Genomic DNA, 24,518 nt, shown 5'->3' with positions numbered 1-24,518 from the left:
CATGGCTGGTTTTTTCAAGAAGATATTTTCGTTCGGCAAGAAGGAAGTGGTCGAGGAGCGGCCCGACGAGACCGCACCGCTGCCGCCGATCAAATGGGACGAACTGGAGGCGCTGAAGCCGGCCGCCGAGCAGACCGTTCCGGAGTTTTTGAAACGCGAAGAGCCTCGCCCCGAAGCCGTACCGCCGGTCGAGGCGGAAGCACCCGCGCCGCAGCCGGCGCCTGTTGAAGAGGCCGAGCCCGAACCTGCGCCGACCCTTCTGGTCGAGCCGGACACCCAGCCAGAACCCGCTCCGGTCGAGGAGCCAGAGGCGCCTGCTGAACAGGCTGCGTCAGACGCCGCTCCCGTCGTTCCCGAGCCAGCCCCAGAGCCAGAGCCGAAGGAAATTCCTGAGCCAGAGCCGACGCAGCCAGAAATCGTCCAGACTGAGCCTCCGCCATCCGAACGTGGCGCTGCCCCTCATCCGCCTGCAGGCACGTTCTCCCCGTATAGTGACGGGGAGAAGGGTGCTGATCGTCACGCCGAGCCTCGTTTTGAAAGCGGCAAAGAAAAAGCTCCGGCGCTGACGCCCCCCTCTCCCCGTCCCTTACGGGGGTCCGAAGGACGGGTGAGACAAGCGGCGCGCCCCGGAACGGGTGAGGGTGAGGGGCAGCGCCAACCTGCGCAAGACGCGGCACCCACTGCCGAAATCACGCCACCAGCACCCGAAGCGCCGCCGCCGGCCGAAATCCCGCCGCCGATCCGCCAGCCAGCGCCCGTCGAGACGAAGCCGCCGCTCGCCGAGATCGCGCCCGAGCCGGAGGCCGTCCCGCAACCATCGCCGGAGCCAAAGCCCGCCCCCGGCAAAGTCACCGTAACCAAGAAGGTCGAGCAGAAAGCCGAGCCGCAGAAGGCGCCCGAACCGACGCCGAGGCGCTCCTGGTTCCAGCGCATGCGAGACGGGCTTGCGCGCTCCTCCCGGGAGTTGTCGGGCAACATCGCCGGCGTCTTCACCAAGCGGAAACTCGACGAGGACACGCTGCAGGACCTGGAGGACGTGCTGATCCGCGCCGATCTCGGCATGGAGACGGCTTTGCGCGTAACCGATGCACTCTCCGCCAGCCGCTACGGCAAGGACGTCTCCGATACCGAAGTCCGCGCCATCATGGCGGCCGAGGTGGAGAAGGTGCTGTCCCATGTCGCCATGCCGCTGGAACTCGACCTCAGCCATAAGCCGCATGTCATCCTGGTGGTCGGCGTCAACGGCACCGGGAAAACAACGACTATCGGCAAGCTCGCCGCAAAGCTCACCGATGGCGGCCTCTCGGTGATGCTCGCCGCCGGCGATACTTTCCGCGCAGCCGCCATCGAGCAGCTGAAGATCTGGGGCGAGCGCACCAACTCGCCAGTCATTGCCTCGAAGCTCGGCGCCGACGCCGCTGGCCTCGCCTATGACGCATTCGAGCGGGCGAAGGAGGCCGGCTCGGACGTGCTGATCATCGACACCGCCGGGCGGCTGCAGAACAAGACCGAACTGATGGCGGAACTGGAAAAGATCGTCCGCGTACTGGGCAAGCTCGATCCGGAAGCGCCGCACACGGTGCTGCAGACGGTCGATGCCACCACCGGCCAGAACGCGCTCAACCAGGTCGAGATCTTCCGCAATGTCGCCGGCGTCAACGGCCTGGTGATGACCAAGCTGGACGGCACGGCGCGCGGCGGTATTCTGGTGGCGATCGCGGCGAAGCATAAATTGCCGGTCTATTTCATCGGCGTCGGCGAACAGGTCGACGACCTCGAACCCTTTTCCGCAAGCGAATTCGCCAGGGCGATCGCTGGCGTGGCTTGACGAGCATGATCCCAATAAGGTGCAGGCTTTTTGGATTGAATCATGCGTAAGAAGGACCTTATGAGCCCACCCATTCTCGAACGCGACCCATCCGACCCGCAAAAGCAGAAGAAGGAAGCCGTCAATCCGCTGCTCAAGCTGGTACTGGAGCTTGGCCCGCTGATGGTATTCTTCTTCGCCAATGCGCGCGGCGCATGGCTGGTGCAGAAATTCCCGGCGCTGGGCGAGTTCGGCGGACCGATCTTCGTCGCCACCGGCCTGTTCATGGCCGCGACCGCGGTCGCGCTGATCGCTTCCTGGCTGCTGACCCGTACCTTGCCGATCATGCCGATGGTGTCGGGCGTCGTCGTCTTCATCTTCGGTGCGCTGACGCTCTACCTGCAGGACGATATCTTCATCAAGATGAAGCCGACCATCGTCAACACGCTGTTCGGCGGCGTGCTGCTCGGCGGCCTGTTCTTCGGCAAATCGCTGCTCGGCTATGTCTTCGAATCGGCCTTCAATCTCGACGCCGAGGGTTGGCGCAAGCTCACCTTCCGCTGGGGCCTGTTCTTCCTGTTCCTAGCCCTTGTCAACGAAGCGGTCTGGCGGAATTTTTCCACCGATACATGGGTTACCTTCAAGGTCTGGGGCATCATGCCGATCACGCTTCTGTTCACCTTCAGCCAGATGCCGCTGATCCTGCGCCATTCGCTCGAGGACAAGACCGAGAAAGCGGGAAAGGCCGGCAAGTAGCAACTCCAGGAAAAGGTCTGTGCAGCGGTTTCCCCTGGGAATTGCGTCAGAATAGGAGGGGACGTGGATGGAATTCATCATCACGCGCGACGAGCTGAGGACGATCTACAAGACGCCTCGGCCGACCGACGGCTCGATTCGCAAGGAATTGAAGACATTGGACGGCCACTGCCGTTCCTTCATCGGCAAGAGCCCGTTCGTGCTGATCGGCTCGTCCGACGGCGCCGGCAATGCCGATGTGACGCCCAAGGGCGACAGGCCGGGCTTTGTGGCAGTGCTCGACGAGAAGACCATCGCCATCCCCGACCGGCCGGGCAACAACCGGCTCGACACGCTGGAGAACATCCTTCTCAATCCCTCGGTCGGGCTGCTCTTCCTCATTCCCGGCATGAACGAGACGCTGCGTGTCAACGGCGATGCCCGCATCACCGTCGATGCGGCATTGCGCGAGCGGCTGGCGGTCGACGGCAAGGCACCGCAAAGCGTCGTCGTGGTGACGGTCAAGGCTGCCTACATGCATTGTGCCAAGGCCTTCATGCGCTCCGAACTGTGGAAGCCCGAAACCTGGTACGACCGTGCGACGCTGCCGACGCTCGGCCAGATCCTGCGCGACCAGCTGGCGCTTGCCGAAACGGCGGAGGCCACCGACCGCTGGCTTGACGAGGATTACAAGCAGACCATGTGGTAGCGTGCCCGGCAACGAATCGCCGAGCCGGTCCCTTTGCTGAACATTCTCGCCATTTCCGGCAGCCTGCGCGCCGCCTCGACCAATTCGGCCCTGGTCGCGGCCCTCACGCAAAACGCGCCGCCGGACTGTCACATCTCCGTCTATGACGGGCTTGGTCGGCTGCCGATCTTCAACCCCGACGACGAAGGCGAGCGGACGCCGCCGCAAGCAGCGGCGCTGATCGATGCGGTCACCGCCGCTGACGGCGTCATCGTCTCCTGCCCGGAATACGCACACGGCGTGCCAGGCGGCCTGAAGAACGCGCTCGACTGGCTGGTGTCGCGCGATGCCGCCGTCGGCAAGCCAGCCATGCTGGTGCATGCTTCGCCGCGCTCGCTGTTTGCCCGCGCCGCACTGGTCGAGGTCATGCGGACAATGTCTTTCGCGCTCTATGACGAAGCAGCGCTCGAAATCGCGCTGCTCGGCAAGAGGCGGCCGGAGGTTGAGAAAATCCTGGCGGAACCGGAAAACCGGCTGGCGATGCGCGGCGCCGTTTCGGATTTCGCCGAGTTCATCCGCGCTGGCTGAGCGGCGCTCAACCCTTGCCTCTCCGCGTCTCGACGTCGGTTTCGCCGACGAACCAGTCGCGTGCAGCGACCTCCTCGAAGACCACCCAGACATCGTTGTTGGTCAGGCCGGTGACGGCGGTGATAGCCGCTGTCACCTGGGCGGCGATCGCGGCCTTTTTGCCGGCCGGGTCATCGGCAATCACCTCCTTGACCAGGCGGATGTTCACGAACGGCATGGTTCCCTCCCTTGGATATGCTTGGCATCCGCTCAGTAGGTTTTGGCGCCGTTGACCATAAGCCGGACCATGTAGAGCGAGGTCGTGCCGGCGATGTAGAGGCAGTTCAGCTTGTTGCCGCCGAACACGCAATTGGCAACGACTTCCGGTACCTTGACCTTGCCGATCAGCGTCCCGTCTGGATCGTAGCAGTGGATGCCGTCGGCGGCGCTGGTCCAGATGCGGCCGTCCGCATCCAGCCTGAAACCGTCGAACAGGCCGGCGGTGCAGTCGGCAAAGACCTTTCCGCCTGAGACCGTCTTGCCGCCCTGGCCGACATTGAACACCCGGATGTGCGCCGGGTTTTGCGCACCATGCGTACGGCCGGTATCCGCTACATAGAGCTTGCTCTCGTCGAGCGAGAAGGCGAGCCCGTTGGGCCTGACCATGTCGGTGATCACCGCCTCGGTCTCGCCGGTGCCGGGATCGACCCGATAGACATGGCAGGCGCCGATCTCGCTTTCGGCCTTGTCGCCCTCGTAATCGGTATCGATGCCGTAGCTCGGATCGGTGAACCAGATCGAGCCATCGGACTTGACCACCGCGTCATTGGGCGAGTTCAGCCGCTTGCCGCGCCATTTGTCGGTGATGGTGATGACCGAGCCGTCATGCTCGGTCCGGCTGACACGGCGGCCGGAATGCTCGCAAGTAACCAGCCGGCCTTGCCGGTCGACGGTGTTGCCGTTGGAATTGCCCGACGGCTGACGGAACACGCTGACACTGCCGTCGGTCTCGTCGTAACGCAGCATGCGATTGTTCGGGATGTCGGACCATACCACATAGCGCCCGGCTGCAAACCAGGCCGGTCCTTCCGCCCATCGGCAGCCGGTAAACAGCCTGTCGACCTGTGCATTGCCGTTGAACAGCCGCGAAAAGCGCGGATCGAGAACTTCGTAGAATTCGCTGGCCATGGTTCCTCCCGGTAGCAGTCGCTTGGCGAGGCGCGATCAAGCCAGCCCACGCTCGATATAGCAAGATCGATGATGCGTCAGAAGCCTTATGGAAGCGAATGCTGGCGCGGACGGCAGGTCACATCCGGTTAACCGGCTATGCGCCCAGCGCAATGGTGCATTGCAACATCTTATTTTTGCAACGCACCATAACTATGTCATGCTTCGTATCGATCAAGGGAGGAACAACTGGCCGCAAATGCGGCGCAAAAGGAGACTCGCTATGATCATCGACAGCCTCATGAGCCGCGCTCGCGCCAGCATCGCCAAGCGCCGGCATTACAACCGCCTCGTCGCCGAAATCGACAGCTTCACCAGCCGCGACCTCGCCGACATGCGCGCCGATCGCTCAGAAATGCTCTACCAGGTCCACAAGCAGATCTACGGCTGAGTCTTCCGTCGACCTTTGATGAAACGGCGGGCAATCAGCCCGGCACGGCCAGCGCCTTCTCGATCTCCGGCAGCAGCAGCGTCTGCGCCGAGTCCGGCGTCAGCGGCCCGACATGCTTGTAGGCGATCTTGCCATCCTTGCCGATGACGAAGGTCTCCGGCACACCGTAGACACCCCAGTCGATCGCCGTGCGCCCGGCCTGGTCGACGCCGATCGCCTGGAACGGATTGCCGAGATCGCCAAGGAACCGACGGGCGTTTTCCGGCTGGTCCTTGTAGTTCAACGCTGCCATGACGAAGCGTCTGTCCTGCGACAGCGCCAGCAGCACCGGGTGCTCTTCGCGGCACGGCGCGCACCACGACGCGAAGACGTTGACCAGCGTCACCTTGCCGGCGAACTGTTTTGAATCGAGGCCCGGCAAATTGGTGCCCTCGAGCGCCGGCAGGTTGGTCTGCGGCGCCGGCAGGCCGATCAGCGCCGACGGCACTTCCGACACGTCGCGCCCGGACAAGAGCTGCGCCAGGAACAATCCCGCCAGCCCGAGAAAGACCAGCAGCGGCAGCAGCACGATCAGGCGGCGGCGCGCCGGTGTTTCCGTTTCCGTGCTCATGGCTTGACTGCCCTATCGGAGCGCCGGCGCACGCCGGATGCTTCCAGCTCGGCGAGTTCTCGCTTGCGGCCGCGCTGGTCCAGCAGGATCCAGCCGATCAGCCCGCCCAGCACCACGGCCGTGATCGCATAGGCGGCGGTGACATAAAGCGCGTGTACGCTCATGCTTCTCGCTCCGCGGCGCTTTCCAAACGGTCCGTCTCGCCTTGTTCCGACATGTCCTCTCTTAACGCCGCGCCATCGGCTCCGCAATTGTTCGCCGCGCCGCAGGGATGAGCTGAAGCCAACACATCAATCCGTTCCGTGCCGCAGCGCCAGCGCCGCCGCCACCGGCCCGAGCACGGCAAGGAACAGGGTCAGCGCGGCAAGAATGAGGAAGGGCTGCAGGAACGGATCGGGGTCCGCTACCGCGCCATAGCTTGCCGATACGCCGAAGATCAGCACGGGAATGGTCAGCGGCAGCACCAGCACCGAGATCAGCAGCCCGCCCCGCGGCAACGCTACCGCCACCGCAGCACCGGCGGCACCGATGAAGGTAATCGCCGGCGTGCCGACCAGCAGCGTCAGCGCCGTGGCGCCGATGCCGGCCGGCTCCATGTTCATGAACAGGCCGAGCAGGGGCGCGGCGACGACCAGCGGCAGCACGCTTCCCGCCCAATGCGCCAGGCATTTCGTCAGCACGGTCAAGGCCAGCATTTGCCGGTCGTTGCCAAGCACCAGAAGATCGAGAGAGCCGTCTTCCCGATCAGCCTGGAACAGCCGGTCGAGGCCGAGCAGGCAGGCAAGCAAGGCGGCAATCCACAGGATCGCCGGGCCGATGCGGGCCAGCAGCCTCAGGTCGGGACCGACGCCGAACGGGATGGTCGTGATGACGGCGAGAAAGAAAATCACTCCAGTCAGCGCTCCGCCGCCGGCGCGGATGCTCAGGCGGATGTCGCGCAGGAAGAGGGACCACATTATGGTTTGGTCCTGATGCAGGCGTGAAGGCCAAGCAAAGGATGGAGTTCCGTCGCAGGACAGAGGGGGGCGCCGTAGAGCACCAACATCAAACGGCCTCGCCCATCACCAGCCCTTGTGCCCGCTCGATCCCCAGCGGCAAATGCGTCGCCGCGACCACGATCCCCCCACTCTCGAGGTGCTTCTCCATCAATTCGCCGACTCTCTCCTCCGAAACCTTGTCCAGTCCTGCGGTCGGCTCATCAAGCAGCCACAATGGCCGATGGCTGACCAGCAGTTTTGCAATCGCCGCGCGCCGGCGCTGGCCGGTCGAGAGATAGCCGAACGGCAGATGGCCGATGCGGCCCAGGCCGACGGTTTCCAGCGCCTCTTCGACACCCGCAGAGCCCGCGCCCGAAAAATCGCGCCAAAAGCACAGATTCTCCTTGACGCTCAGCGCCGTCTTCATCGCGTTGAGGTGGCCGAGATAGTGACAGGCCGAGGCGACCGACGGGAAGTCTTCGCCACCACCTTCGAACCGCACACGGCCTGCCGCCACCGGCAACAGACCGGCGACGATCCTGAGCAGCGTCGATTTGCCGGCGCCGTTCGCCCCGGTGACGACCAGCGCCTGGCCATCCCCCAGCGCGAATTCGATGCCGGAAAATACCGTCTCGCCGCCGCGTTCGCCGCCCAGATTTTCGGCGATCAGCCGCATCCGTTCCCCTTCGCCGAAAAGTTCAAGTGCGGCTTCGGTGCGCCGCAGCAAAAATGGCGATTCCGTGTCTAGAACTATTCCAGAAAATTCTCTATATCCGCATCATCCGTGCCAGCGGTCGGCACGGGAACCGAATTTGCGCCGAACCAGCGCGCGTGCCGCCTTGAACGGCCCGGACGCTTGGGAACGGACAGCGGAAATGGCCGTACCCGCACCTTTGCGCGTGATTTGCATGCCCACTGGCGTCCGTTCCCTCCCGGCAACCGACAGTTAGGGATCGCACGTGTCCAAATCACTCGACAGCTTCAATTGCCGCCGCACGCTGACCGCCAGCGGCACCGAGTACATCTACTATGACCTTGTCGAGGCCGAAAAGAACGGCCTCACAGGCATTGCCCAATTGCCCTATTCGATGAAGGTGCTGCTGGAGAACCTGTTGCGCAACGAGGACGGCCGTTCCGTTACCAAGGAGAGCATCCAGGCGGTCGCCGGCTGGCTGACCGACCGGGGCACTGCCGGCGTCGAGATCGCCTATCGCCCGGCCCGCGTTCTGATGCAGGATTTCACCGGCGTTCCGGCTGTGGTCGACCTTGCCGCCATGCGCGACGCCATGGCCTCGCTCGGCGGCGACCCGCAAAAGATCAATCCGCTGGTGCCGGTCGATCTGGTCATCGACCATTCGGTCATCGTCGATGAATTCGGTACGCCGCTGGCTTTCGCCCGCAATGTCGAGCTTGAATATGAGCGCAACGAGGAACGCTACAAATTCCTGAAATGGGGCCAGCAGGCGTTCCGCAATTTCCGCGTGGTGCCGCCCGGCACCGGCATCTGCCATCAGGTCAATCTCGAGTACCTCGGCCAGGTGGTGTGGACCAACAGCGAAGACGGCGAGACCACCGCCTATCCCGACACCTGCGTCGGCACCGATTCGCACACCACCATGATCAACGGTCTTGGCGTGCTCGGCTGGGGCGTCGGCGGCATCGAGGCGGAGGCCGCGATGCTCGGCCAGCCGGTTTCCATGCTGCTGCCGGAAGTCATCGGCTTTCGCCTCACGGGCAGGCTGAGGGAAGGCGTCACCGCCACCGACCTGGTGCTCACAGTCACCCAGATGCTGCGCAAGAAGGGCGTCGTCGGCAAGTTCGTCGAATTCTTCGGTCCGGGCCTGTCCAACATGACGCTGGCCGATCGCGCCACCATTGGCAACATGGCGCCGGAATATGGTGCAACCTGCGGCTTCTTCCCGGTCGACAGCGAAACCCTCCGCTATCTCACCATGTCCGGTCGCGACGAAGGCCGCATCGCCCTGGTCGAGGCTTATTCGAAGGCGCAAGGCTTGTGGCGCGATGCCGGCTCGGCCGATCCGGTCTTCACCGACCTGCTGGAGCTCGATCTCGGCAGCGTCGTCCCGTCGATGGCCGGCCCCAAGCGGCCGGAAGGCCGGGTCGCACTTGAAGACATTCCGGCTGGCTTCGCCAAGGCGATGGAGACCGAATACAAGAAGGCCGCCGAAATCGACAAGCGCTATGCCGTCGAGGGGACGGACTACGATCTTGGCCATGGCGATGTCGTCATCGCCGCCATCACCTCCTGCACCAACACCTCGAACCCGAGCGTGCTGATCGGCGCCGGGCTGTTGGCGCGCAACGCCAACCGGCTCGGCCTCAAGCAGAAGCCGTGGGTCAAGACCTCATTGGCGCCGGGCAGCCAGGTCGTGGCCGAATATCTCGAGAAATCCGGCCTGCAGAAGGAGCTCGACCAGATCGGCTTCAACCTGGTCGGCTTCGGCTGCACCACCTGCATCGGCAATTCCGGCCCGCTGCCGGCGCCGATCTCTAAGACCATCAATGATAAGGGCTTGATCGCTGCGGCAGTCTTGTCCGGCAACCGCAATTTCGAAGGCCGCGTCTCGCCCGACGTGCAGGCGAACTATCTCGCCTCGCCGCCACTGGTCGTCGCCCACGCGCTGGCTGGGACCGTGACCAAGGATCTGACCACCGAGCCGCTCGGCGAGGATCGCAACGGCAATCCGGTCTATCTCAAGGATATCTGGCCGAGTTCGGTCGAGATCCAGGAATTCATCGAGAAGAACGTCACACGCGAATTGTTCGCCCGCAAATATGCCGACGTCTTCAAGGGCGACGAGTACTGGCAGAACGTCAAGGCGCCGGAAGGCCAGACCTATGCCTGGGACGACAATTCCACCTATGTGCAGAACCCGCCCTATTTCGCCGGCATGACGTCAGGCTTCGGCAAGATCGGCGATATCAAGGGCGCGCGTGTGCTCGGTCTGTTCGGCGACAAGATCACCACCGACCACATTTCGCCGGCCGGTTCGATCAAGGCGGCCTCCCCGGCCGGCAAGTACCTCACCGACCACGGCGTCGGCGTCGCCGATTTCAACCAGTACGGCACGCGCCGCGGCAATCATGAGGTAATGATGCGCGGCACCTTCGCCAACATCCGCATCCGCAACCACATGCTGGGCGAGAACGGCCGCGAGGGCGGCTACACCATCCATTACCCGTCGAAAGAAGAGGAATCGATCTACGACGCCGCCATGCGCTACAAGAAGGAAGGCGTGCCGCTGGTCATCTTCGCCGGCGTCGAATATGGCAACGGCTCGTCGCGCGACTGGGCGGCCAAGGGCACCAATTTGCTGGGCGTTCGCGCCGTCATCGCCCAGTCCTTCGAGCGCATCCACCGCTCCAATCTTGTCGGTATGGGCGTCATCCCCTTCGTCTTCGAGGAAGGCACCTCATGGGCCTCGCTCAACCTCAAGGGCGACGAACTGGTTGAGATCGACGGACTGGGCAACATCAAGCCGCGGCAGAAGATGACCGCCAGAATCACCTACGGCGACGGCAGCGTCAAAGAGGTTCCGATCATCTGCCGCATCGATACGCTGGACGAGCTCGACTACTTCAAGAATGGCGGCATCCTGCAATACGTGCTGCGCGATCTGGCAGCATAGAGAGAGGAGTAGGGCAGTAAGGGAGTAGGGAACGCTTCCCCTATTCCCCTATTCCCGGCTTTCCAAACCGCGCTGTCGCCGCCAGCAGCACACCGAGCATCAGCCCGTTGAGGATGTGCCACAGGAAGTGCGTGCCGAGCGGGAAGCTGCCGCAGACCAGCGGATCGATCATCCGGCAGACGACCGATACGACGAAGATCGCCGAGCCCGCCAGATTGTACCAGCCGGCACGGTTGCCGCTCGCCGCCACCAAGGCGCCGAAGAAGGCGAGCGCCAGGAAGGGCGGCAGATAGCCGGTCGTGCCGTTCGACGCCTCGCGCAGCCAGTCCGGCACGGCAAAGGTCACCAGCCCGGCGACGGCATAGAAGGCGACGAAGATGGCGATCGCCTTGCCCCATTTCATGCCGAGAAAACGCCGCAGGTTGAACAGCGTGTAGGCCAGCGTGAACCCGGCGATTGGCAGCACGTCGGCCCAGACCGTGCCACGGTTGGCAAAGGTGTGGAACAGCGACGAGCCGACGCCAATCGCCACCACCCACCAGGCCAGCACTTCGGCGAAGATGCCGGTGCCGCGCCTGCGCACCTGCCAGACACCCCACAGCCCGGCGGCAAAAAAAGCCAGATTGCTCAGCGCATTGAGCGGTTCGGCCCAGAGTTCCGGCCCGGTCCGCTCGCAGTACAGGTCGACCGGCGCCAGGAGAGATTGCCACATGCTGATTGCCGCCCGAATCGCTTCCATCGTGTAGTGCAAGTCCACCTATTGCGCCCTTGCCAGCGGTTGCAACGGCAAAATTTCACCGCAACGTGACTTCCCGTTGACTGACGCTTCTGCCACATATTTCGACAACCAGAACAAAGCCGGCGTCACCGGCGGGATCGGAACGGCCATGCCATCTCGAAGACCATTGCGGCTTGCGGCCCTTGCGCTGGCCCTCTCGGCGTTTGCCGGCGGGGCCCTTGCCGAGCCAACCGACAAGCCATTAGGCGTCGTCGAGCTCTTCACCAGCCAGGGATGCAACTCCTGTCCGCCGGCCGACGAATTCTTCGCCGAGCTCGCCGCCAAGGAGGACATCGTCGCGCTCGCCTATCATGTCGATTATTGGGATTACCTCGGCTGGCAGGACACGCTGAGCCGCAAGGAAAATACCGAGCGGCAATATGAGTATATGCGCGCCTTCGGCAGCCGTTCCGTCTACACCCCGCAAGCCGTCATAAACGGCCGCAGCCATGTCAACGGCGCCAGCCGCAAGGAAGTCGACGGCGCGCTGGCCCGCATGGAGAGGGTCGGCGAAGGCATGCGCGTCGGCATCAAAGTCAGCCGGACCAGCGATCGCGTCATGATCGATGCCGGCGACGCCGTGACCGGCCCCGCCGACGCGCATGTCGTCATCGTCTATTTCAACCCGCCACAGACGATAAAGATCGGCAAGGGCGAAAACAGCGGCCGCAGCATGACCTACTGGAACGCCGTCACCAGCATCCAGACCGCCGGCATGTGGCACGGCAAGGCGCAGCGCTACGAACTGCCGATGAGCGAGATCGCCAAGAAGGGCGGCTGCGCCGTGCTGCTGCAGTCAGTTGGCAAGGACGGCATGCCCGGTCCGATCCTGGGTGCAGCCTTTATCCGCAAGCCTTAAATAGAGCGCTCCCCTTCTTCCCTGTGGGAGAAGAGGATAACCGCGCTCAAGCGTCCGACGACAGCCTGTCTGGAGGGATCGCACCGCCACGGCTCCGGCCAATAAAAAACCGGCGTCAGCTTGCTTCTGACGCCGGTCATTTAGGTTTTGGGATCGTCGCACCCGATCTTTCCAAGGAAAAACCGAGGTTGGTTCGATCCGACGCAGACCCGTGGGCGGGGGGCTTGGGGTTTACGAGCCGGTGCCGGACCGAACCGTCTCAGGCAACACCGGTAAATTCGTCGGACATTGGGGCATGAGCACGGATAAAAAAAGGCAGGATTGTGGCGAAGCATCACCAATTCCAACAGGCGTTTCGCAAACGTGACTGGACGCTGCAGAAACCGCACGACGCTGCCCTTGCTCGGCCGGGCCTTGCAATTCGGCAACGAAAGCGCCAACTTTGGTCGGCGTACGATTCATTGCGAGGATCCAGGCATGACTGATCGCAGCAGCGGGATGGAGGATGGGGACGCATCCGCAATACTGATCCCGCTGCATGAGGCAAGACGCGAACGCCTCGACCAGCCGGTGCAGTTCGACCGGCGCGAACTGGACCAGATCCTCAGACTCTACGGCCGTATGGTTGCCGCCAATGAGTGGCGCGACTATGCCATCGACCATCTCGCCGACCGCGCCGTTTTTTCTGTCTTCCGCCGCACCAGCGAAGTGCCGCTTTTCCAGATCGTCAAGGATCCGAAGCTGGCGCGCCGGCAAGGCGCGTTCGCCGTCATCGCCGCCGGCGGGCGCATCCTCAAGCGCGGCCAGGAGCTCGGCCGGGTGCTTGGCGTGTTCGACCGAACGCTGAAGCTGGTCGAAGCGTAACCTCTTATTTTTGTTCGCGGAACTTCCGCTCGGGCAGTGACTGCGGATCGGGCGGGATCGACGCCCCGCCATTGATCGGCAACTGCATGAACACCGTGTCGAGCCAGCGTCCGTGCTTATACCCTGAGCCTTCCAGGCGGCCGGAATGACGAAAGCCGAGCTTCTCGTGCAACCGTACCGAGGCGCTATCGGGCCGGCCGTCGCCGATCACCGCGATAATCTGGCGAAAACCTGCCGCCTTGGCCGCTTCGATCAGCCCTTGCATCAAGAGCAGCCCGACGCCTTGCCCTTTGGCCTCGGGCGCGACATAGACGGAATCCTCAACGACGAAGCGGTAGGCCGGGCGCGGCCGGAACGCCCCGGCATAGGCATAGCCGAGCACGCTGCCGGCCTTTTCCGCAACCAGATAAGGAAAGCCGCCCGCCATCAGGTTGTCGAAGCGCGCGCCCATCTCGGTGCGGCTTGGTGGCTCGAGTTCATAGCTGGCAGTGCCATTCGTCACCGCGTCGGCATAGATTTCCGTGATCCGGTCGAGATCGGCCGACGTCGCGGCCCGCAAGGTGATGCTGCTCATAATTTAGGCACGTCGTTCATCTGCCCCATATCACAGCAAAAGCCGGCACAAAAGAAAAGGGCGGCCATTGGGCCGCCCTTTCCACACTCCTGGTCCAGGAAAACCGTATTTAGCGACGGTCGCCCATGAACTGCAGCAGGAACATGAACAGGTTGACGAAATCGAGATAGAGCCTCAATGCGCCCATGATCGCCTTGCGGCCGGCGACATCAGTCTCGTCACCCTCGAAATACATCTCCTTGATGTTCTGCGTGTCGTAGGCGGTGAGGCCTGCGAAGATCAGCACGCCGATCGCCGAAACGGCAAAGGAAAGCGCCGACGACTGCAGGAAGATGTTGATCACCATCGCGATGATCAGGCCGACCAGGCCCATGACCAGGAACGACCCGAACGCCGAGAGATCGCGCTTGGTCGTGTAGCCGTAGAGGGACAGCCCGCCAAAGGCGGCGGCGGTGGCGAAGAAGGTCTGCGAGATACTGGCGGTGGTGTAGACCAGGAAGATCGACGACAGCGACAGGCCGACGAGGCCGGCATAGACCCAGAACGTCGTCTGTGCGGCCGAAACGCTCATCGACTGGACGCGGAACGACAGGAACATCACCGCTGCCAGCGGGGCAAAGATCACCAGCCATTTCAGCGGCGAGCCGAAGATCGCGTAGCCGAACGAGGTCAGCATCTCGCCGCTTGGCAACGTCGCGACCGCCGAGGCGGGATCGCTGGTCGTGGCCAGCATGATTGTGCCGACCGCGGCAAGGCCGGTGATGAGGAGGCCAAGCCCCATCAGATTGTAGACCTTGATCATGTAGGCCCGCAGGCCCTGGTCGATGGCAGCATCGACGCCGGCGCCGGGCACGGCGCGCGTCTGATAATTGCGAACGGGATCAGCCATGGAAATCCTCATATTGCTTCTGCCCCGTCCGGTGTCAGGTCCATTTGAACCCAGGCGCCGCTGGCGGGGCTCCAGCATGCCTGCGCCGAAATATGATGGTTCTTGGTGTAAAGGACAAGACCGTAACCAAACGTAATGCTCCGTGAAGTGCCAGAGATCCGGTTTTATTGGCCTTCCCGCCCGAAACATTAACGAGATTTAATCAAAACCGGCTCTGGCTCAAAGATTCCGCAGCACCGGCGCCGCCTTGTGGCCCAGCACCCGCCACGTGCCGGCAAGGCCGATGCCGACGGTGACCACCAGTGAAAAGCCGATGGTCGCCACCGCCACCTCGGGCATGAAGTGCGATGGCAGCGTCATGATGCGCGCGACGACGAACCATGCCGCTACACCGCCCGCCGCCAGTGCGAAGATCGCGGTGGCAAGGCCGATCAGCATGTATTCCAGCGAAAAAGCGGCGATCAGCGTTTTCCTGGTCGCACCCAGGGTCTTCAGCACCACCGCGTCGTGGATGCGAGCCCGGTTGCCGGCGGCGAGCGCGCCGGCCAGCACCAGCACCGAGGCGATCAACGCCACGCCCGCTGCCGCCCTGATTGCTGTGCCGAGCTGCGCCACCAGCCGGTTGACGATTTCGAGCGCGTCCTTGACCCTGACCGTCGTGACCGCGGGAAAGGCACGCGTGACGGCGTTGAGAAGGTGCGCGTCGTCGGCTGCCGACGCATTCGTCTCGGTCAGCGTAGCCAACCAGCCGTGCGGCGCCCCGGCGAATGTGTTGGGCGAGAACACCATGACGAAATTGATGCCCATGGTTTCCCATTCGACCTGGCGGAAATTGGCGATCTTGGCCGTGATGTTGCGGCCGAGCACGTTGACGGTGATGGTGTCGCCGAGCTTCAGCCCAATCTCGTTGCCTTCCTCGGCGGAAAACGAGACCAGCGGCTCGCCGGCATAGTTCTCCGGCCACCAGCTGCCCTCGGTCAGCGTCGCATTCTCCGGCAGCTTTGCGTCATAGGTCAGGCCGCGATCGCCGCGCAGCACCCAGGCGCCCTCGGCCGGAACCTTGACCTTGTCGACAGCGACGCCGTTGAGCGCCATCACCCGGCCGCGCAGCATCGGCACCTTGATCAGCCTGCCCTGCGGCGCCTCTTTGCCGACCAGCGCAGAGAAAGCATCGACGTCGCCGCTCTGGATATCGACGAAGAAGAAGTTCGGCGCCCGTTCCGGCAGGCTGCCCGAGATCTGCCGCCTGAGATTGCCGTCGATCAGCGCCAGCGTCACCAGCAACGTCAGCCCGAGGCCAAGTGACAGAACCACCGATGGCGTCAAGGCGCCTGGCCGATGGATGTTGCCGATGGCGAGCCTGAGCGCGGTCGAACGCACGCGCGGGCTTTTCTTCGCCGCCCACTGCACCAGCGAGCCGACGACGCGCAGCACCAGGAACGACAACACCGTGGCCCCAATGAAGATCGAGGCAATACGGCGGTCGCCGGAAAACAGGATCACCAGTACCGCCAGGAGCAGGGCGATGCCCAATGCCGCGGCGATGTAGAGCGGGTGGGGAAAACCGCGGCCCTCGAAACCCATTTCGCGAAACAGCGCCGTTGCCGGCACGTCGCGGGCGCGGCCGAGCGGAAGCAAGGCGAAAGCCAGCGTCACCAGCAGCCCGAACAGCGCTGCCATGCCGAGGGCGCCGGGATAGAACCCACCTTCCGCCGGCACAGGAATAACCGATTGGAGTGCGGCGCTGGCCGCGAACGGCATCAATGCGCCGAGCACCAGGCCCAGCGTAATGCCGAGGGCGGCGATCATCAGGATCTGCACCAGATAGACGGCAAAGACGAACCCGCCCGAAGCCCCTAGGCTCTTGAAGGTGGCGATGACGCCGCGCTTGCCGTCGAGATAGGCACGCACGGCATTGGCCACGCCGACGCCGCCGACCACCAGCGCCGTCAGCCCAACCAGCGTCAGGAATTGCGAGAACCGCTCGATGTTCGAGGACAACGCCGGCGCCGCGTTGCTGCGCGTGCGGATCGACCAGCCGGCCTGCGGGAACTCTTTTGCCGCCTGCTCCTGGATCGCCTTGATCTGTGCGTCGCCGGTGCCGCCGGGCAGCCGGACCCTATAGGCGTTCTCGACCAGGCTGCCCGGCTGGATCAGGCCGGAAGCGGCAAGCCCGTCGGTCGACACCATCAGCCGCGGCGCAAAGCCGAAGCCATCCGACACCGCATCCGGCTCGTTGACCAGCCTTGCACGCAGCTCGAATGTCGCGCTGCCGAGCTTCAGCCGGTCGCCGATGCCAAGATGTAGCCGCTCGAACAAGAGAGCCGGGGCGGCGGCGCCGAAGACGCCGGATTTTTCGCCGAACAGATCCTCTCGCGACAGCACCGGCTCAGTCTCCAGCGCGCCATAGAGCGGATAGGCGCCGTCGACCGCCTTGGCCTCGACCAGCGCCTGGTCGGAGCCGTCCTCGAGCCTGGCCATCGAGCGCAGGTTGGCACTGTGCGAAACCGCGCCAAGCCGGTCGACGAAGCTGCGTTCGGCTCTGGTAAGATCGCGCTGGTTGAGCTGGAAGCGGAGATCGCCGCCGAGCAGCGTCTGGCCCTGGTCGGCAACACCGGCGGAAATCGCTTGCGCCACCGAATTGACGCCGCCGATTGCCGCGACGCCGAGCGCGATGCAGGCAAGGAAGATCAGGAAGCCGGACAGCCCGCCACGCATTTCGCGCAGCGAAAACCGAAAGGCGAGCCTCAGTGTTTGCGACAGCGGCATCAGGCGGTCACCTTGCCGGCCCTGGTGGCCGGCTCAGGCGCGTCCTCGATCAGCCCCGACCGCATCGACACCTGGCGCGAGCAGCGCGCCGCGAGTACCGGGTCATGTGTGACCAGCACCAGCGTCATGCCGCGTTCCGCGGCCTTGGCAAACAGCAGGTCGGCGACGTGCCGCCCCGTCGCCTGGTCGAGATTGCCGGTCGGCTCGTCGGCGATCAGGATGCGCGGCGACGGCGCCAGCGCCCGGGCGATCGCCACGCGCTGTTGCTCGCCGCCAGACAATTCGCCGGGGTAATGGGTGACGCGATCGCTGAGGCCGACCGCCGCCAGCTCGCGCGCCGCCACGCCGAACGGATCGGCATGGCCGGCAAGCTCCAGCGGGACGGCAACGTTTTCCAGCGCCGTCATGTTGGGGATGAGATGGAAAGACTGGAATACGATGCCGATGTTTCGCCCCCGAAACGATGCGATCTGGTCTTCGCTTTTGCCGTTGAGCAGCTCGCCGGCAATTCGAACCGTGCCCGAATCGACCCTTTCAAGCCCAGCCAAAACCATCAGCAATGTCGACTTTCCCGAACCTGAGGGTCCAACGATGCCTGTCGCTTCGCCGCCCGCCACATCGAGGCTGACGCCCTTCAGCACATGGACCGAGGAGCCACCTTCACCAAGCGTCAGCGATACGTCTTTCAGCGAAATGACGGCTTCTTCCAAAATCAAATCGTCCTATATGGAGGATGAAGGCTAGAGCATCCGATGCTCGACAAAAGATGAAAACCTGCCTTCGCCAACAGATGTTCCTGGTTCATATGGGGCCTGCCGCATGGCTTTCAAACACACCTTTGCCGCAGCCTTCGCCCTTTTTCTCGCCGTTTGCGGCGCCATTTCGTCGGCGAGCGCCGAACCGTTCACCATTGTCGGTTTGGGCGACAGCTTGATGGCGGGTTATGGCCTCGGGCCAGGTCAGGGCTTCACCGAAAAGCTGCAGTCGGCGCTTCGCGCCAAGGGCTACGATGTCACGGTCGCCAATGCTGGCGTCTCCGGCGATACGACGAGCGGCGGCCTGTCACGGCTCGACTGGTCGGTGCCGGACGGAACGCAACTCGTCATCCTGGAGCTCGGCGCCAACGACATGCTGCGCGGCGTTTCGCCCGCCATAGCGGAAAAAAACCTGGACGCCATGCTGGCAAAACTGAAGCAGCGCAAGATCGCCGTTTTGCTTGCCGGAATGCGCGCGGCGCCCAATCTCGGCGCCGACTACCAGAAGGCGTTCGACGCAATCTTTCCGCGACTGGCTGAAAAATACGGCGTGCCGCTCTATCCTTTCTTTCTCGAGGGCATCGCTGGTCAATCCGTCCTGCAGCTCGAGGACGGCCTTCATCCGAACGCCGGAGGCGTCGACCGCATCGTCGAGGGTATGCTGCCCGGTGTGGAGAAGGCCATTGCAACGGTGCGGGGTAATTCCTGAAGGCGAGGGTTCGCCGCCGCACCACATTCCGTTGGGGAAGCTTTTAGGCAGCCCTGCGACCAACAAACCGCTTGCCCCGTTCGAATATCGATGATTCGCTAGGTGCAAGAGTTCGATTCGAGGACAGGAGGCTTCCCATGCCGCGTCTTTTTACCGCCCTCGAAATACCGCGTGATGCCGCTCTTTCGCTGTCCCTGCTCAGGGGCGGCCTGCCCGGAGCCCGCTGGATCGACGTCGAGAACTACCATCTGACGCTGCGCTTCATCGGCGATGTCGAGGGCCATGTCGCCGACGAAATCGCCAACGCGCTCGACCGTGTTCACCGCTCCTCCTTCCCGCTGACGCTGTCCGGCGTCGGCGCCTTCGGCCAGAAGAAGCCGCATGCGGTGTGGGCCGGGGTCGCCGCTTCGCCCGATCTTTCCGCATTGCAGGCCGAGATCGAGCGCATCTGCCAGCGGCTCGGCATCCCGGCCGACCCGCGCAAGTTCATGCCGCATGTGACGCTGGCCCGCCTGCGCAATTCGAGCCCGCTCGATGTCGCCCAGTACCTGTCGGCACGCGGCAATTTTTCGACGCTGCCGTTCCGGGTCGGCCGCTTCGTGCTGATGTCGTCGCGCGATTCGGTCGGCGGCGGGCCTTACGTCGTCGAGGAGGCCTGGCCGCTTTCAGGTGCCGACAACCGCGTCGCCAGCCGTTTGGTCGGCGCCGCCGACGCTTCGCGGATCATGCGGTAGGCGGATATGGCCAGGGAGAAACTAGCAAAAGAGGCGATCCGCGCCGAACTTGCCGGCCTCGAAGGCTGGTCGCTTGCCAAGGATGGCGGCTCGATCACCCGCACCTTCACCTTCAAGAATTTCTCCGAAGCCTTTGCCTTCATGACCCGCGTCGCCCTGGCGGCGGAGAAGATGGACCACCATCCCGACTGGTCGAATGTCTACAAGACGGTAAACGTGACCCTCAACACGCACGACGCCGGCGGCCTGACGGCGCTGGATTTCGATCTGGCCAGAAAGATGAACCGCTATTTCGGCGGCTGAGCCTAGCTACACCTTGCAGCGAGGTTCGGCTTTCACCACATTTTGCCTCGCGGTCATGCGTGAAGTCACGCGACGGCCGCAAGGAGAGATTAATGGCGCAAAAATCCGGTTTTGATTTCTTCGGCCTCGGCAGCAAGCCGGGCAACGAGAGTGACGTGCGCGACAAGTTCTGGCGTACGGCGAAGAAAGCCGCCCGTCATATCCCGTTTATGGAAGAGGTGGTCGCCGCCTATTACTGCGCCATGGACAAGAAGACGCCGCTTCGCGCCAAGGGCACATTGCTGGCTGCGCTCGGCTATTTCGTGCTGCCGACGGACGTCATCCCCGATTTCATGGTTGGGCTTGGCTTCACCGACGACATCGCCGTGCTGACCGCCGCGATCACAACCGTCAGCGCCCACATCACGCCCGCGCACCGGCTCGCCGCCAAACAGGCCATCGCCGACAAGAGCTGAGCCGGCACGGCGCAAAAAATCGCGCGAGACTTTCCGGCCGTCAAACCCACCGCCGCACCCGCGCCTTGTAGGCGCGATAGGCATCTCCGAACTTCCGCTCGAGATAGCGCTCTTCCGGCGCGATGACGCCGGTATTGATCACCTACAGCAGGGGGATGACGAGCGCGATAGCCCAAAGACTTCCGGCGGCGACGCCGAGGCCCAGATAAATGAGGGTCGCTCCCAGATACAAGGGGTTTCTGGTCCGCCGATAGATACCGTCGACGACCAGCGCCGTCGTTGGCAAGGTCGGTGGTATGTTGGTTCCAGCGGCCTGAAAGCGGCCCGCCGCCATAAAGAGGAACACGAAGCCGCACACCGCGAGCACGGCGCCGGCCAGATAGCGGGCGAGCGCCTGCCCGGCCATGACCGGGAGGGGCGCGAGCACCTCGAGCACGGTTGCCGCCGCCAGGAAGCCGAGGAAAATCAAAGGCGGTAGCGCAATGACCCCGGGAACGTCGGACGCGCCCGATCCGCCCGCCGCCTCTCCGCCATCCGACCGGGGCACCGCGCCGCTAGCCGCCGCGCGGACGGCGACACGAATGCCGAACACAATCGCCAGGACGACTGTGCCGCCCGCGAGGATCAGGACTGTCTCGGAAATGGCCATGGCCAAATCTCCCGTAAGCCGCCAAGGAGGGCACCCTGGCCGAGTGCCGTGGCAACGAACGCAGACATGGTACCGCCTGCAGGGAAATTCGTCACGTACCTCAAGAAAAGCGGGAATCGCCGCGAAACCTAGCTGCTTGAAAAGTCAAACTCTTGCCGTTTTCGTGGCCTCCAAGTCGCGGCAGGGACAGTGCGCCAGCCGCTTTTTCGGGCGGCAGCGCGAAGACGGCGGCGGTTTCCTGGCGTGAACATCCTTTTCTTAGGGAAATTCACCGTTTGGTAACCCAGATTAAATCAAAATGAAGCGACGGGCAGGACGCCGAGCCGGCCTGCCGCCGCACCAGTGGAATACGGGAAAAGCGATGCGCGGATTGATTGCTATAGTTTCCAGCCTGGCCCTGGTGGCCCTGACGGCGCCCGCGCTGGCGCAGTCGGCCACCAAGATCGGCCAGCATAATGCCTGGGGCACCTACAGCTATCAGGCGTCGGGCGGCGGCAAGGTCTGCTATGTCCTGACCGTGCCAACCGACAAGCAGCCGCCGACGCTCGATCACGGCGACATGTTCTTCTTCGTCAGCCAGCGGCCGGGGCAGCAAGTGTCCTACGAGCCGCAATTCATTGCCGGCTATACCTTCCAGGAGGGTTCCAAGGCCACCGTCACCATCGACAAGAAGTCTTTCTCGATGTTCACGCGCGGCAAGTCGGCCTGGGTCGAGAACGCCGCCGAGGAGCCGGTGCTGATCGCCGCGATGAAGACCGGCACGGACATGAAGGTGTCGGCCAAGTCCGGCCGCGGCAACACCACCACTTACGTCTTCTCGCTGAAGGGCATCTCGGCGGCGCTGGCCTCGATCGCCAAGTGCAAGTAGGCGGTTAGGCGCGGTCTTCCCTTCCCTCCTTGTGGGAGAAGGTGGATCGGCGCGCAGCGCCGAGACGGAAGAGGGGTGTTGGACGGAACGCGGTCGGCGCCAAGCTGGAACACCCCCGACCGAGCTACGCTCGGGCCACCTTCTCCCAGGGGAGAAGGGAAGACCACCTGCATGACTCCGCCGCTAACCTGTGCTATGCGCCGCGCTTCATTTCGGGCACGATGCTGTACTCGGCCGCAAATCGCTTATATTGGCGCAACAATGACCCTTTCATTCGATCTCACCACTGAGGGCGCGCGTGACGCGTTGCGCACCCGCACGACGCCTGAAAAGCCGTCGCTGATCGGCCTGACGCGCGCCGAACTCGGGGCCGCCCTCGTCGCCGCCGGCATCGTGCCGGAGCGCCAGGCGAAAATGCGCGCCCAACAGCTCTGGCATTGGATCTATGTGCGCGGCGTTTCCAACTTTGCCGGCATGTTCAACATCTCCAAGGATCTGCGCGCCGCCCTTGACACGCATTTCACCGTTGCCAGGCCCGAGATCGTCGAGGAGCAGATTTCCTCCGACGGCACGCGCAAATGGCTGTTCCGCTTTCCGCCGCGCGGCGCCGGCCGGCCGGTCGAGATCGAGACCGTCTACATTCCCGAAGAAGGCCGCGGCACGCTCTGCATCTCTTCGCAGGTCGGCTGCACCCTGACCTGCTCCTTCTGCCACACCGGCACGCAGAAGCTGGTGCGCAACCTGACCGCCGAGGAAATCCTCGCCCAGCTTTTGACCGCCCGCGACCGGCTCGGCGATTTCCCCGACCGCGACACACCCGACGGCGCCATCGTGCCGGCCGAGGGCCGGAAAGTGTCCAACGTCGTCATGATGGGCATGGGCGAGCCGCTCTATAATTTCGAGGCGGTGAAGAAGGCGCTGCTGATCGCATCCGACGGCGACGGGCTTTCCCTGTCGAAGAGGCGCATCACGCTCTCGACATCGGGTGTCGTGCCCGAGATCTTCCGCACCGGCGAGGAGATCGGTGTGATGCTGGCGATCTCGCTGCACGCCACCAATGACGATCTGCGCGACCTTTTGGTGCCGATCAACAAGAAGTATCCGCTGAACGAGCTGATCGCTGCCTGCCGGGCCTATCCCGGCCTGTCCAACGCCAAGCGGATCACCTTCGAATATGTGATGCTGAAGGACGTCAACGATTCAATCGAGGACGCCAAGGCGCTGGTCAAGTTGCTCAAGGGCATCCCCGCCAAGATCAATCTGATTCCGTTCAATCCGTGGCCGGGCACCAACTATCAGTGCTCGGACTGGGAAACGATCGAGAAGTTCGCCGACTACATCAACAATGCCGGCTATGCCTCGCCGATCCGCACGCCGCGCGGCCGCGACATCCTCGCCGCCTGCGGCCAGCTCAAGTCGGACTCCGAGCGTATGCGCAAGGTCGACCGGCTGGCGCTGGAAGCGATGATGATCGCGGGGCATGGCGAGGTGTGAACCGCGTCGTCGCCTATCTGATCCGCTTCGCCGTCATCCTTGTCGGCTATGGCGTTGCTTCGCTGGCGGCAAGCGCCTTCCTTAACATCATGTTCCTGGCGTCTCTTGGGCTGATGACGGACGAGATTCAACCGGCGGCGCAGGCTTCGCTGTGGTTTTCAGTCCCCTTCGTCGGGCTGTTCGTCGCCTATTTCGCTTTCATGCCGGCGGCCATCGCCATCCTGGTTTCCGAGGTCCTTGGCCGGCGGGACTGGCTGTTCTATGCACTGGCGGGCGCGGCGGTGGCGGCGGTCTTCCTCGGCTTCGTCCACCAGACGGCCGATGCCAATTTCGAGGTTACCAACACCAGCGTCATGCTGGCGGTGATCGGCTGCGGTATGGTCGGCGGTATTTTCTACTGGCTGAGCGCCGGGCGCTCGGCCGGAAGCTGGCGCCAGATCAGCGCATGACCCCGAACCAAAGGTTCGGAAAGGATCATGGGCAAAATGAAAGTACCTATTTCGCCTGGGCCGTCAGGATCTTGAGCGCGAAGGCCGAAAAAACTCCGGCAAACAGATAGTCGACGACGCGGGTCACACGCGGGCTGGATTTCATCGCGGCCGAGAATTTTTCCGCCGCCAGCACCATCGGCGCCGTCACCGGGATTGCCAGCACGACGAACATCGCGCCGAGGAAGAACAGCTTTCCCGGCGCATTGGGGTCATGGGCGGAGACAAATTGCGGCAGGAAGGTCATGAAGAACAGGATGATCTTCGGGTTGAGCAGGTTGACCCCGAGCCCCGCGGCCCAGCTGCGGAACAGTGAGATCTGCGGCCCGCTCTTCTTCTCCGGTGAAAACGCCGACCCTTTTGTGATCGCCTGCCATGCCAGGAAGACCAGATAGCCGGCGCCGAAAATCTTCAGCACGAAGAACGCCATCGGCGAGGCGACGATCAGCGCCGAGACGCCGACCACCACCAGCGTGGTGTGAATCAGCGTGCCGCACAAGGCGCCGGTCATCGAGGCAAAACCGGTGGCACGGCCCTGGCTCAGCGTGCGCGAGACGAACAGCGTCATGTCAGGCCCGGGCGTGATCGCCAGGATGAAGGTGGCGATGGAGAACTGGATAAGCGTGGCACTGTCGGGGATGAAGGACATGGCTCGTCTCGTAGCGGCAAAAGACGGCG

Annotated in this window: 28 protein-coding genes; 15 read left to right on the top strand and 13 right to left on the bottom strand. The window is 63.6% G+C overall.

The features are described from left to right. Position 1 precedes the first annotated feature (1 nt). The 4 genes from ftsY (at position 2) to NKH42_RS11140 (ending at position 3,818) form a co-directional block, all read left to right on the top strand. Complete coding sequence (gene ftsY / locus NKH42_RS11155; RefSeq protein ID WP_352479668.1) at positions 2–1,828, top strand: signal recognition particle-docking protein FtsY; 1,827 nt, start codon at positions 2–4, stop codon at positions 1,826–1,828. Positions 1,829–1,888: 60 nt separating this feature from the next. Continuing rightward, the gene (locus NKH42_RS11150) at positions 1,889–2,563 is read left to right on the top strand and encodes a septation protein A (protein ID WP_352507391.1); all 675 of its coding nucleotides are present in this window, start codon (positions 1,889–1,891) and stop codon (positions 2,561–2,563) included. A 67-nt stretch (positions 2,564–2,630) separates the two neighbouring features. Beyond that, positions 2,631–3,251 (top strand): pyridoxamine 5'-phosphate oxidase family protein, encoded by a 621-nt coding sequence (locus NKH42_RS11145; RefSeq protein WP_352479669.1) that lies wholly within the window; start codon positions 2,631–2,633, stop codon positions 3,249–3,251. Positions 3,252–3,284: 33 nt separating this feature from the next. After that, a complete protein-coding gene (locus tag NKH42_RS11140; protein ID WP_352507335.1) occupies positions 3,285–3,818 on the top strand; it encodes an NADPH-dependent FMN reductase in 534 nt (177 codons plus the stop codon). Positions 3,819–3,825: 7 nt separating this feature from the next. On the opposite strand, the gene NKH42_RS11135 is transcribed toward NKH42_RS11140, so the two are convergent. Together NKH42_RS11135 and NKH42_RS11130 are read right to left on the bottom strand one after the other, a co-directional pair. Beyond that, positions 3,826–4,035: a tautomerase family protein gene (locus NKH42_RS11135; RefSeq protein ID WP_352691081.1), complete on the bottom strand. Its 210-nt coding sequence runs from the start codon at positions 4,033–4,035 to the stop codon at positions 3,826–3,828. A gap of 32 nt (positions 4,036–4,067) precedes the next feature. Continuing rightward, entirely contained in the window at positions 4,068–4,985 is a 918-nt protein-coding gene (locus NKH42_RS11130) for an SMP-30/gluconolactonase/LRE family protein (RefSeq protein ID WP_352507337.1), read from the bottom strand. Between the two features lie 262 nt (positions 4,986–5,247). Here NKH42_RS11130 and NKH42_RS11125 point away from each other — a divergent pair, with 262 nt between their 5' ends. After that, positions 5,248–5,415 (top strand): hypothetical protein, encoded by a 168-nt coding sequence (locus NKH42_RS11125; protein ID WP_254817861.1) that lies wholly within the window; start codon positions 5,248–5,250, stop codon positions 5,413–5,415. 34 nt (positions 5,416–5,449) lie between these two features. Here NKH42_RS11125 and NKH42_RS11120 read toward each other — a convergent pair whose 3' ends face one another. From NKH42_RS11120 to ccmA, 4 genes are all read right to left on the bottom strand, one after another. Beyond that, positions 5,450–6,025 (bottom strand): DsbE family thiol:disulfide interchange protein, encoded by a 576-nt coding sequence (locus NKH42_RS11120; RefSeq protein ID WP_254817862.1) that lies wholly within the window; start codon positions 6,023–6,025, stop codon positions 5,450–5,452. Next, positions 6,022–6,189 carry a heme exporter protein CcmD gene (gene ccmD, locus NKH42_RS11115; protein WP_352479673.1) on the bottom strand — a complete coding sequence of 56 codons (168 nt, stop codon included), beginning with the start codon at positions 6,187–6,189 and terminating at the stop codon, positions 6,022–6,024. The genes NKH42_RS11120 and ccmD overlap by 4 nt, the downstream gene beginning before the upstream one ends. Positions 6,190–6,315: 126 nt before the next feature. Continuing rightward, complete coding sequence (gene ccmB, locus NKH42_RS11110; protein ID WP_352507338.1) at positions 6,316–6,981, bottom strand: heme exporter protein CcmB; 666 nt, start codon at positions 6,979–6,981, stop codon at positions 6,316–6,318. Positions 6,982–7,069: 88 nt separating this feature from the next. After that, entirely contained in the window at positions 7,070–7,678 is a 609-nt protein-coding gene (gene ccmA / locus NKH42_RS11105; RefSeq protein ID WP_352507392.1) for a heme ABC exporter ATP-binding protein CcmA, read from the bottom strand. Between the two features lie 283 nt (positions 7,679–7,961). On the opposite strand from ccmA, the gene acnA reads away from it, so the two are divergent. Beyond that, the gene (acnA, locus tag NKH42_RS11100; RefSeq protein WP_352507339.1) at positions 7,962–10,652 is read left to right on the top strand and encodes an aconitate hydratase AcnA; all 2,691 of its coding nucleotides are present in this window, start codon (positions 7,962–7,964) and stop codon (positions 10,650–10,652) included. Positions 10,653–10,692: 40 nt separating this feature from the next. Here acnA and NKH42_RS11095 read toward each other — a convergent pair whose 3' ends face one another. Further along, positions 10,693–11,364 carry a ceramidase domain-containing protein gene (locus NKH42_RS11095; protein WP_352507340.1) on the bottom strand — a complete coding sequence of 224 codons (672 nt, stop codon included), beginning with the start codon at positions 11,362–11,364 and terminating at the stop codon, positions 10,693–10,695. A 175-nt stretch (positions 11,365–11,539) separates the two neighbouring features. On the opposite strand from NKH42_RS11095, the gene NKH42_RS11090 reads away from it, so the two are divergent. Beyond that, positions 11,540–12,289, top strand: a complete 750-nt coding sequence (locus tag NKH42_RS11090) for a DUF1223 domain-containing protein (RefSeq protein WP_352507393.1) — start codon at positions 11,540–11,542, stop codon at positions 12,287–12,289. A gap of 477 nt (positions 12,290–12,766) precedes the next feature. Beyond that, entirely contained in the window at positions 12,767–13,153 is a 387-nt protein-coding gene (locus NKH42_RS11085) for a DUF2794 domain-containing protein (RefSeq protein WP_254817869.1), read from the top strand. Positions 13,154–13,157: 4 nt separating this feature from the next. Here the strand turns inward: NKH42_RS11085 and NKH42_RS11080 are convergent, their stop codons facing one another. From NKH42_RS11080 to NKH42_RS11065, 4 genes are all read right to left on the bottom strand, one after another. Next, positions 13,158–13,727 (bottom strand): GNAT family N-acetyltransferase, encoded by a 570-nt coding sequence (locus tag NKH42_RS11080; RefSeq protein ID WP_352691082.1) that lies wholly within the window; start codon positions 13,725–13,727, stop codon positions 13,158–13,160. Positions 13,728–13,836: 109 nt separating this feature from the next. Continuing rightward, positions 13,837–14,616 (bottom strand): Bax inhibitor-1/YccA family protein, encoded by a 780-nt coding sequence (locus tag NKH42_RS11075; protein ID WP_352507341.1) that lies wholly within the window; start codon positions 14,614–14,616, stop codon positions 13,837–13,839. A gap of 219 nt (positions 14,617–14,835) precedes the next feature. Then, the gene (locus NKH42_RS11070) at positions 14,836–17,385 is read right to left on the bottom strand and encodes an ABC transporter permease (RefSeq protein ID WP_352507342.1); all 2,550 of its coding nucleotides are present in this window, start codon (positions 17,383–17,385) and stop codon (positions 14,836–14,838) included. Next, positions 17,385–18,095: an ABC transporter ATP-binding protein gene (locus NKH42_RS11065; protein WP_352751435.1), complete on the bottom strand. Its 711-nt coding sequence runs from the start codon at positions 18,093–18,095 to the stop codon at positions 17,385–17,387. Before NKH42_RS11065 ends, NKH42_RS11070 begins: the two co-directional genes overlap by 1 nt. A 109-nt stretch (positions 18,096–18,204) precedes the next feature. Here NKH42_RS11065 and NKH42_RS11060 point away from each other — a divergent pair, with 109 nt between their 5' ends. The 4 genes from NKH42_RS11060 (at position 18,205) to NKH42_RS11045 (ending at position 20,341) form a co-directional block, all read left to right on the top strand. Beyond that, entirely contained in the window at positions 18,205–18,849 is a 645-nt protein-coding gene (locus NKH42_RS11060; protein ID WP_352507344.1) for an arylesterase, read from the top strand. A 137-nt stretch (positions 18,850–18,986) separates the two neighbouring features. Beyond that, on the top strand, positions 18,987–19,583 hold the full coding sequence (thpR, locus tag NKH42_RS11055) for an RNA 2',3'-cyclic phosphodiesterase (RefSeq protein ID WP_352507345.1): 597 nt from the start codon (positions 18,987–18,989) through the stop codon (positions 19,581–19,583). A 6-nt stretch (positions 19,584–19,589) separates the two neighbouring features. Further along, positions 19,590–19,886 carry a 4a-hydroxytetrahydrobiopterin dehydratase gene (locus NKH42_RS11050; protein WP_254817876.1) on the top strand — a complete coding sequence of 99 codons (297 nt, stop codon included), beginning with the start codon at positions 19,590–19,592 and terminating at the stop codon, positions 19,884–19,886. Positions 19,887–19,978: 92 nt separating this feature from the next. Continuing rightward, positions 19,979–20,341 (top strand): YkvA family protein, encoded by a 363-nt coding sequence (locus tag NKH42_RS11045; protein ID WP_352507346.1) that lies wholly within the window; start codon positions 19,979–19,981, stop codon positions 20,339–20,341. Positions 20,342–20,483: 142 nt separating this feature from the next. On the opposite strand, the gene NKH42_RS11040 is transcribed toward NKH42_RS11045, so the two are convergent. Beyond that, the gene (locus NKH42_RS11040; RefSeq protein ID WP_352507347.1) at positions 20,484–20,990 is read right to left on the bottom strand and encodes a methyltransferase family protein; all 507 of its coding nucleotides are present in this window, start codon (positions 20,988–20,990) and stop codon (positions 20,484–20,486) included. Positions 20,991–21,351: 361 nt separating this feature from the next. On the opposite strand from NKH42_RS11040, the gene NKH42_RS11035 reads away from it, so the two are divergent. From NKH42_RS11035 to NKH42_RS11025, 3 genes are all read left to right on the top strand, one after another. Beyond that, on the top strand, positions 21,352–21,858 hold the full coding sequence (locus tag NKH42_RS11035) for an invasion associated locus B family protein (protein ID WP_023721899.1): 507 nt from the start codon (positions 21,352–21,354) through the stop codon (positions 21,856–21,858). 261 nt (positions 21,859–22,119) lie between these two features. Further along, on the top strand, positions 22,120–23,352 hold the full coding sequence (rlmN, locus tag NKH42_RS11030) for a dual-specificity RNA methyltransferase RlmN (protein WP_352507348.1): 1,233 nt from the start codon (positions 22,120–22,122) through the stop codon (positions 23,350–23,352). Continuing rightward, positions 23,349–23,801: a hypothetical protein gene (locus tag NKH42_RS11025; protein ID WP_352507349.1), complete on the top strand. Its 453-nt coding sequence runs from the start codon at positions 23,349–23,351 to the stop codon at positions 23,799–23,801. The genes rlmN and NKH42_RS11025 overlap by 4 nt, the downstream gene beginning before the upstream one ends. Positions 23,802–23,847: 46 nt before the next feature. On the opposite strand, the gene NKH42_RS11020 is transcribed toward NKH42_RS11025, so the two are convergent. Then, the gene (locus tag NKH42_RS11020; RefSeq protein WP_352507350.1) at positions 23,848–24,489 is read right to left on the bottom strand and encodes a LysE family translocator; all 642 of its coding nucleotides are present in this window, start codon (positions 24,487–24,489) and stop codon (positions 23,848–23,850) included. Between the last annotated feature and the right edge of the window lie 29 nt (positions 24,490–24,518).

The sequence above is a fragment of the Mesorhizobium sp. M1142 genome (assembly GCF_040318565.1).
Taxonomy (GTDB): domain Bacteria; phylum Pseudomonadota; class Alphaproteobacteria; order Rhizobiales; family Rhizobiaceae; genus Mesorhizobium.
Note: the sequence above shows the minus strand (reverse complement) of the source record. Positions and strands in the feature narration are given on the sequence as shown.

Excerpts from the sequence above, each read along its gene's own strand:
- ftsY (WP_352479668.1), top strand. The coding sequence starts at position 2 with ATGGCTGGTTTTTTCAAGAAGATATTTTCGTTCGGCAAGAAGGAAGTG.
- NKH42_RS11150 (WP_352507391.1), top strand. The coding sequence starts at position 1,889 with ATGAGCCCACCCATTCTCGAACGCGACCCATCCGACCCGCAAAAGCAG.
- NKH42_RS11145 (WP_352479669.1), top strand. The coding sequence starts at position 2,631 with ATGGAATTCATCATCACGCGCGACGAGCTGAGGACGATCTACAAGACG.
- NKH42_RS11135 (WP_352691081.1), bottom strand. The coding sequence starts at position 4,035 with ATGCCGTTCGTGAACATCCGCCTGGTCAAGGAGGTGATTGCCGATGAC.
- NKH42_RS11130 (WP_352507337.1), bottom strand. The coding sequence starts at position 4,985 with ATGGCCAGCGAATTCTACGAAGTTCTCGATCCGCGCTTTTCGCGGCTG.
- NKH42_RS11125 (WP_254817861.1), top strand. The coding sequence starts at position 5,248 with ATGATCATCGACAGCCTCATGAGCCGCGCTCGCGCCAGCATCGCCAAG.
- NKH42_RS11120 (WP_254817862.1), bottom strand. The coding sequence starts at position 6,025 with ATGAGCACGGAAACGGAAACACCGGCGCGCCGCCGCCTGATCGTGCTG.
- ccmD (WP_352479673.1), bottom strand. The coding sequence starts at position 6,189 with ATGAGCGTACACGCGCTTTATGTCACCGCCGCCTATGCGATCACGGCC.
- ccmB (WP_352507338.1), bottom strand. The coding sequence starts at position 6,981 with ATGTGGTCCCTCTTCCTGCGCGACATCCGCCTGAGCATCCGCGCCGGC.
- ccmA (WP_352507392.1), bottom strand. The coding sequence starts at position 7,678 with ATGCGGCTGATCGCCGAAAATCTGGGCGGCGAACGCGGCGGCGAGACG.
- NKH42_RS11095 (WP_352507340.1), bottom strand. The coding sequence starts at position 11,364 with ATGTGGCAATCTCTCCTGGCGCCGGTCGACCTGTACTGCGAGCGGACC.
- NKH42_RS11090 (WP_352507393.1), top strand. The coding sequence starts at position 11,540 with ATGCCATCTCGAAGACCATTGCGGCTTGCGGCCCTTGCGCTGGCCCTC.
- NKH42_RS11085 (WP_254817869.1), top strand. The coding sequence starts at position 12,767 with ATGACTGATCGCAGCAGCGGGATGGAGGATGGGGACGCATCCGCAATA.
- NKH42_RS11080 (WP_352691082.1), bottom strand. The coding sequence starts at position 13,727 with ATGAGCAGCATCACCTTGCGGGCCGCGACGTCGGCCGATCTCGACCGG.
- NKH42_RS11075 (WP_352507341.1), bottom strand. The coding sequence starts at position 14,616 with ATGGCTGATCCCGTTCGCAATTATCAGACGCGCGCCGTGCCCGGCGCC.
- NKH42_RS11070 (WP_352507342.1), bottom strand. The coding sequence starts at position 17,385 with ATGCCGCTGTCGCAAACACTGAGGCTCGCCTTTCGGTTTTCGCTGCGC.
- NKH42_RS11060 (WP_352507344.1), top strand. The coding sequence starts at position 18,205 with ATGGCTTTCAAACACACCTTTGCCGCAGCCTTCGCCCTTTTTCTCGCC.
- thpR (WP_352507345.1), top strand. The coding sequence starts at position 18,987 with ATGCCGCGTCTTTTTACCGCCCTCGAAATACCGCGTGATGCCGCTCTT.
- NKH42_RS11050 (WP_254817876.1), top strand. The coding sequence starts at position 19,590 with ATGGCCAGGGAGAAACTAGCAAAAGAGGCGATCCGCGCCGAACTTGCC.
- NKH42_RS11045 (WP_352507346.1), top strand. The coding sequence starts at position 19,979 with ATGGCGCAAAAATCCGGTTTTGATTTCTTCGGCCTCGGCAGCAAGCCG.
- NKH42_RS11040 (WP_352507347.1), bottom strand. The coding sequence starts at position 20,990 with ATGGCCATTTCCGAGACAGTCCTGATCCTCGCGGGCGGCACAGTCGTC.
- NKH42_RS11035 (WP_023721899.1), top strand. The coding sequence starts at position 21,352 with ATGCGCGGATTGATTGCTATAGTTTCCAGCCTGGCCCTGGTGGCCCTG.
- rlmN (WP_352507348.1), top strand. The coding sequence starts at position 22,120 with ATGACCCTTTCATTCGATCTCACCACTGAGGGCGCGCGTGACGCGTTG.
- NKH42_RS11020 (WP_352507350.1), bottom strand. The coding sequence starts at position 24,489 with ATGTCCTTCATCCCCGACAGTGCCACGCTTATCCAGTTCTCCATCGCC.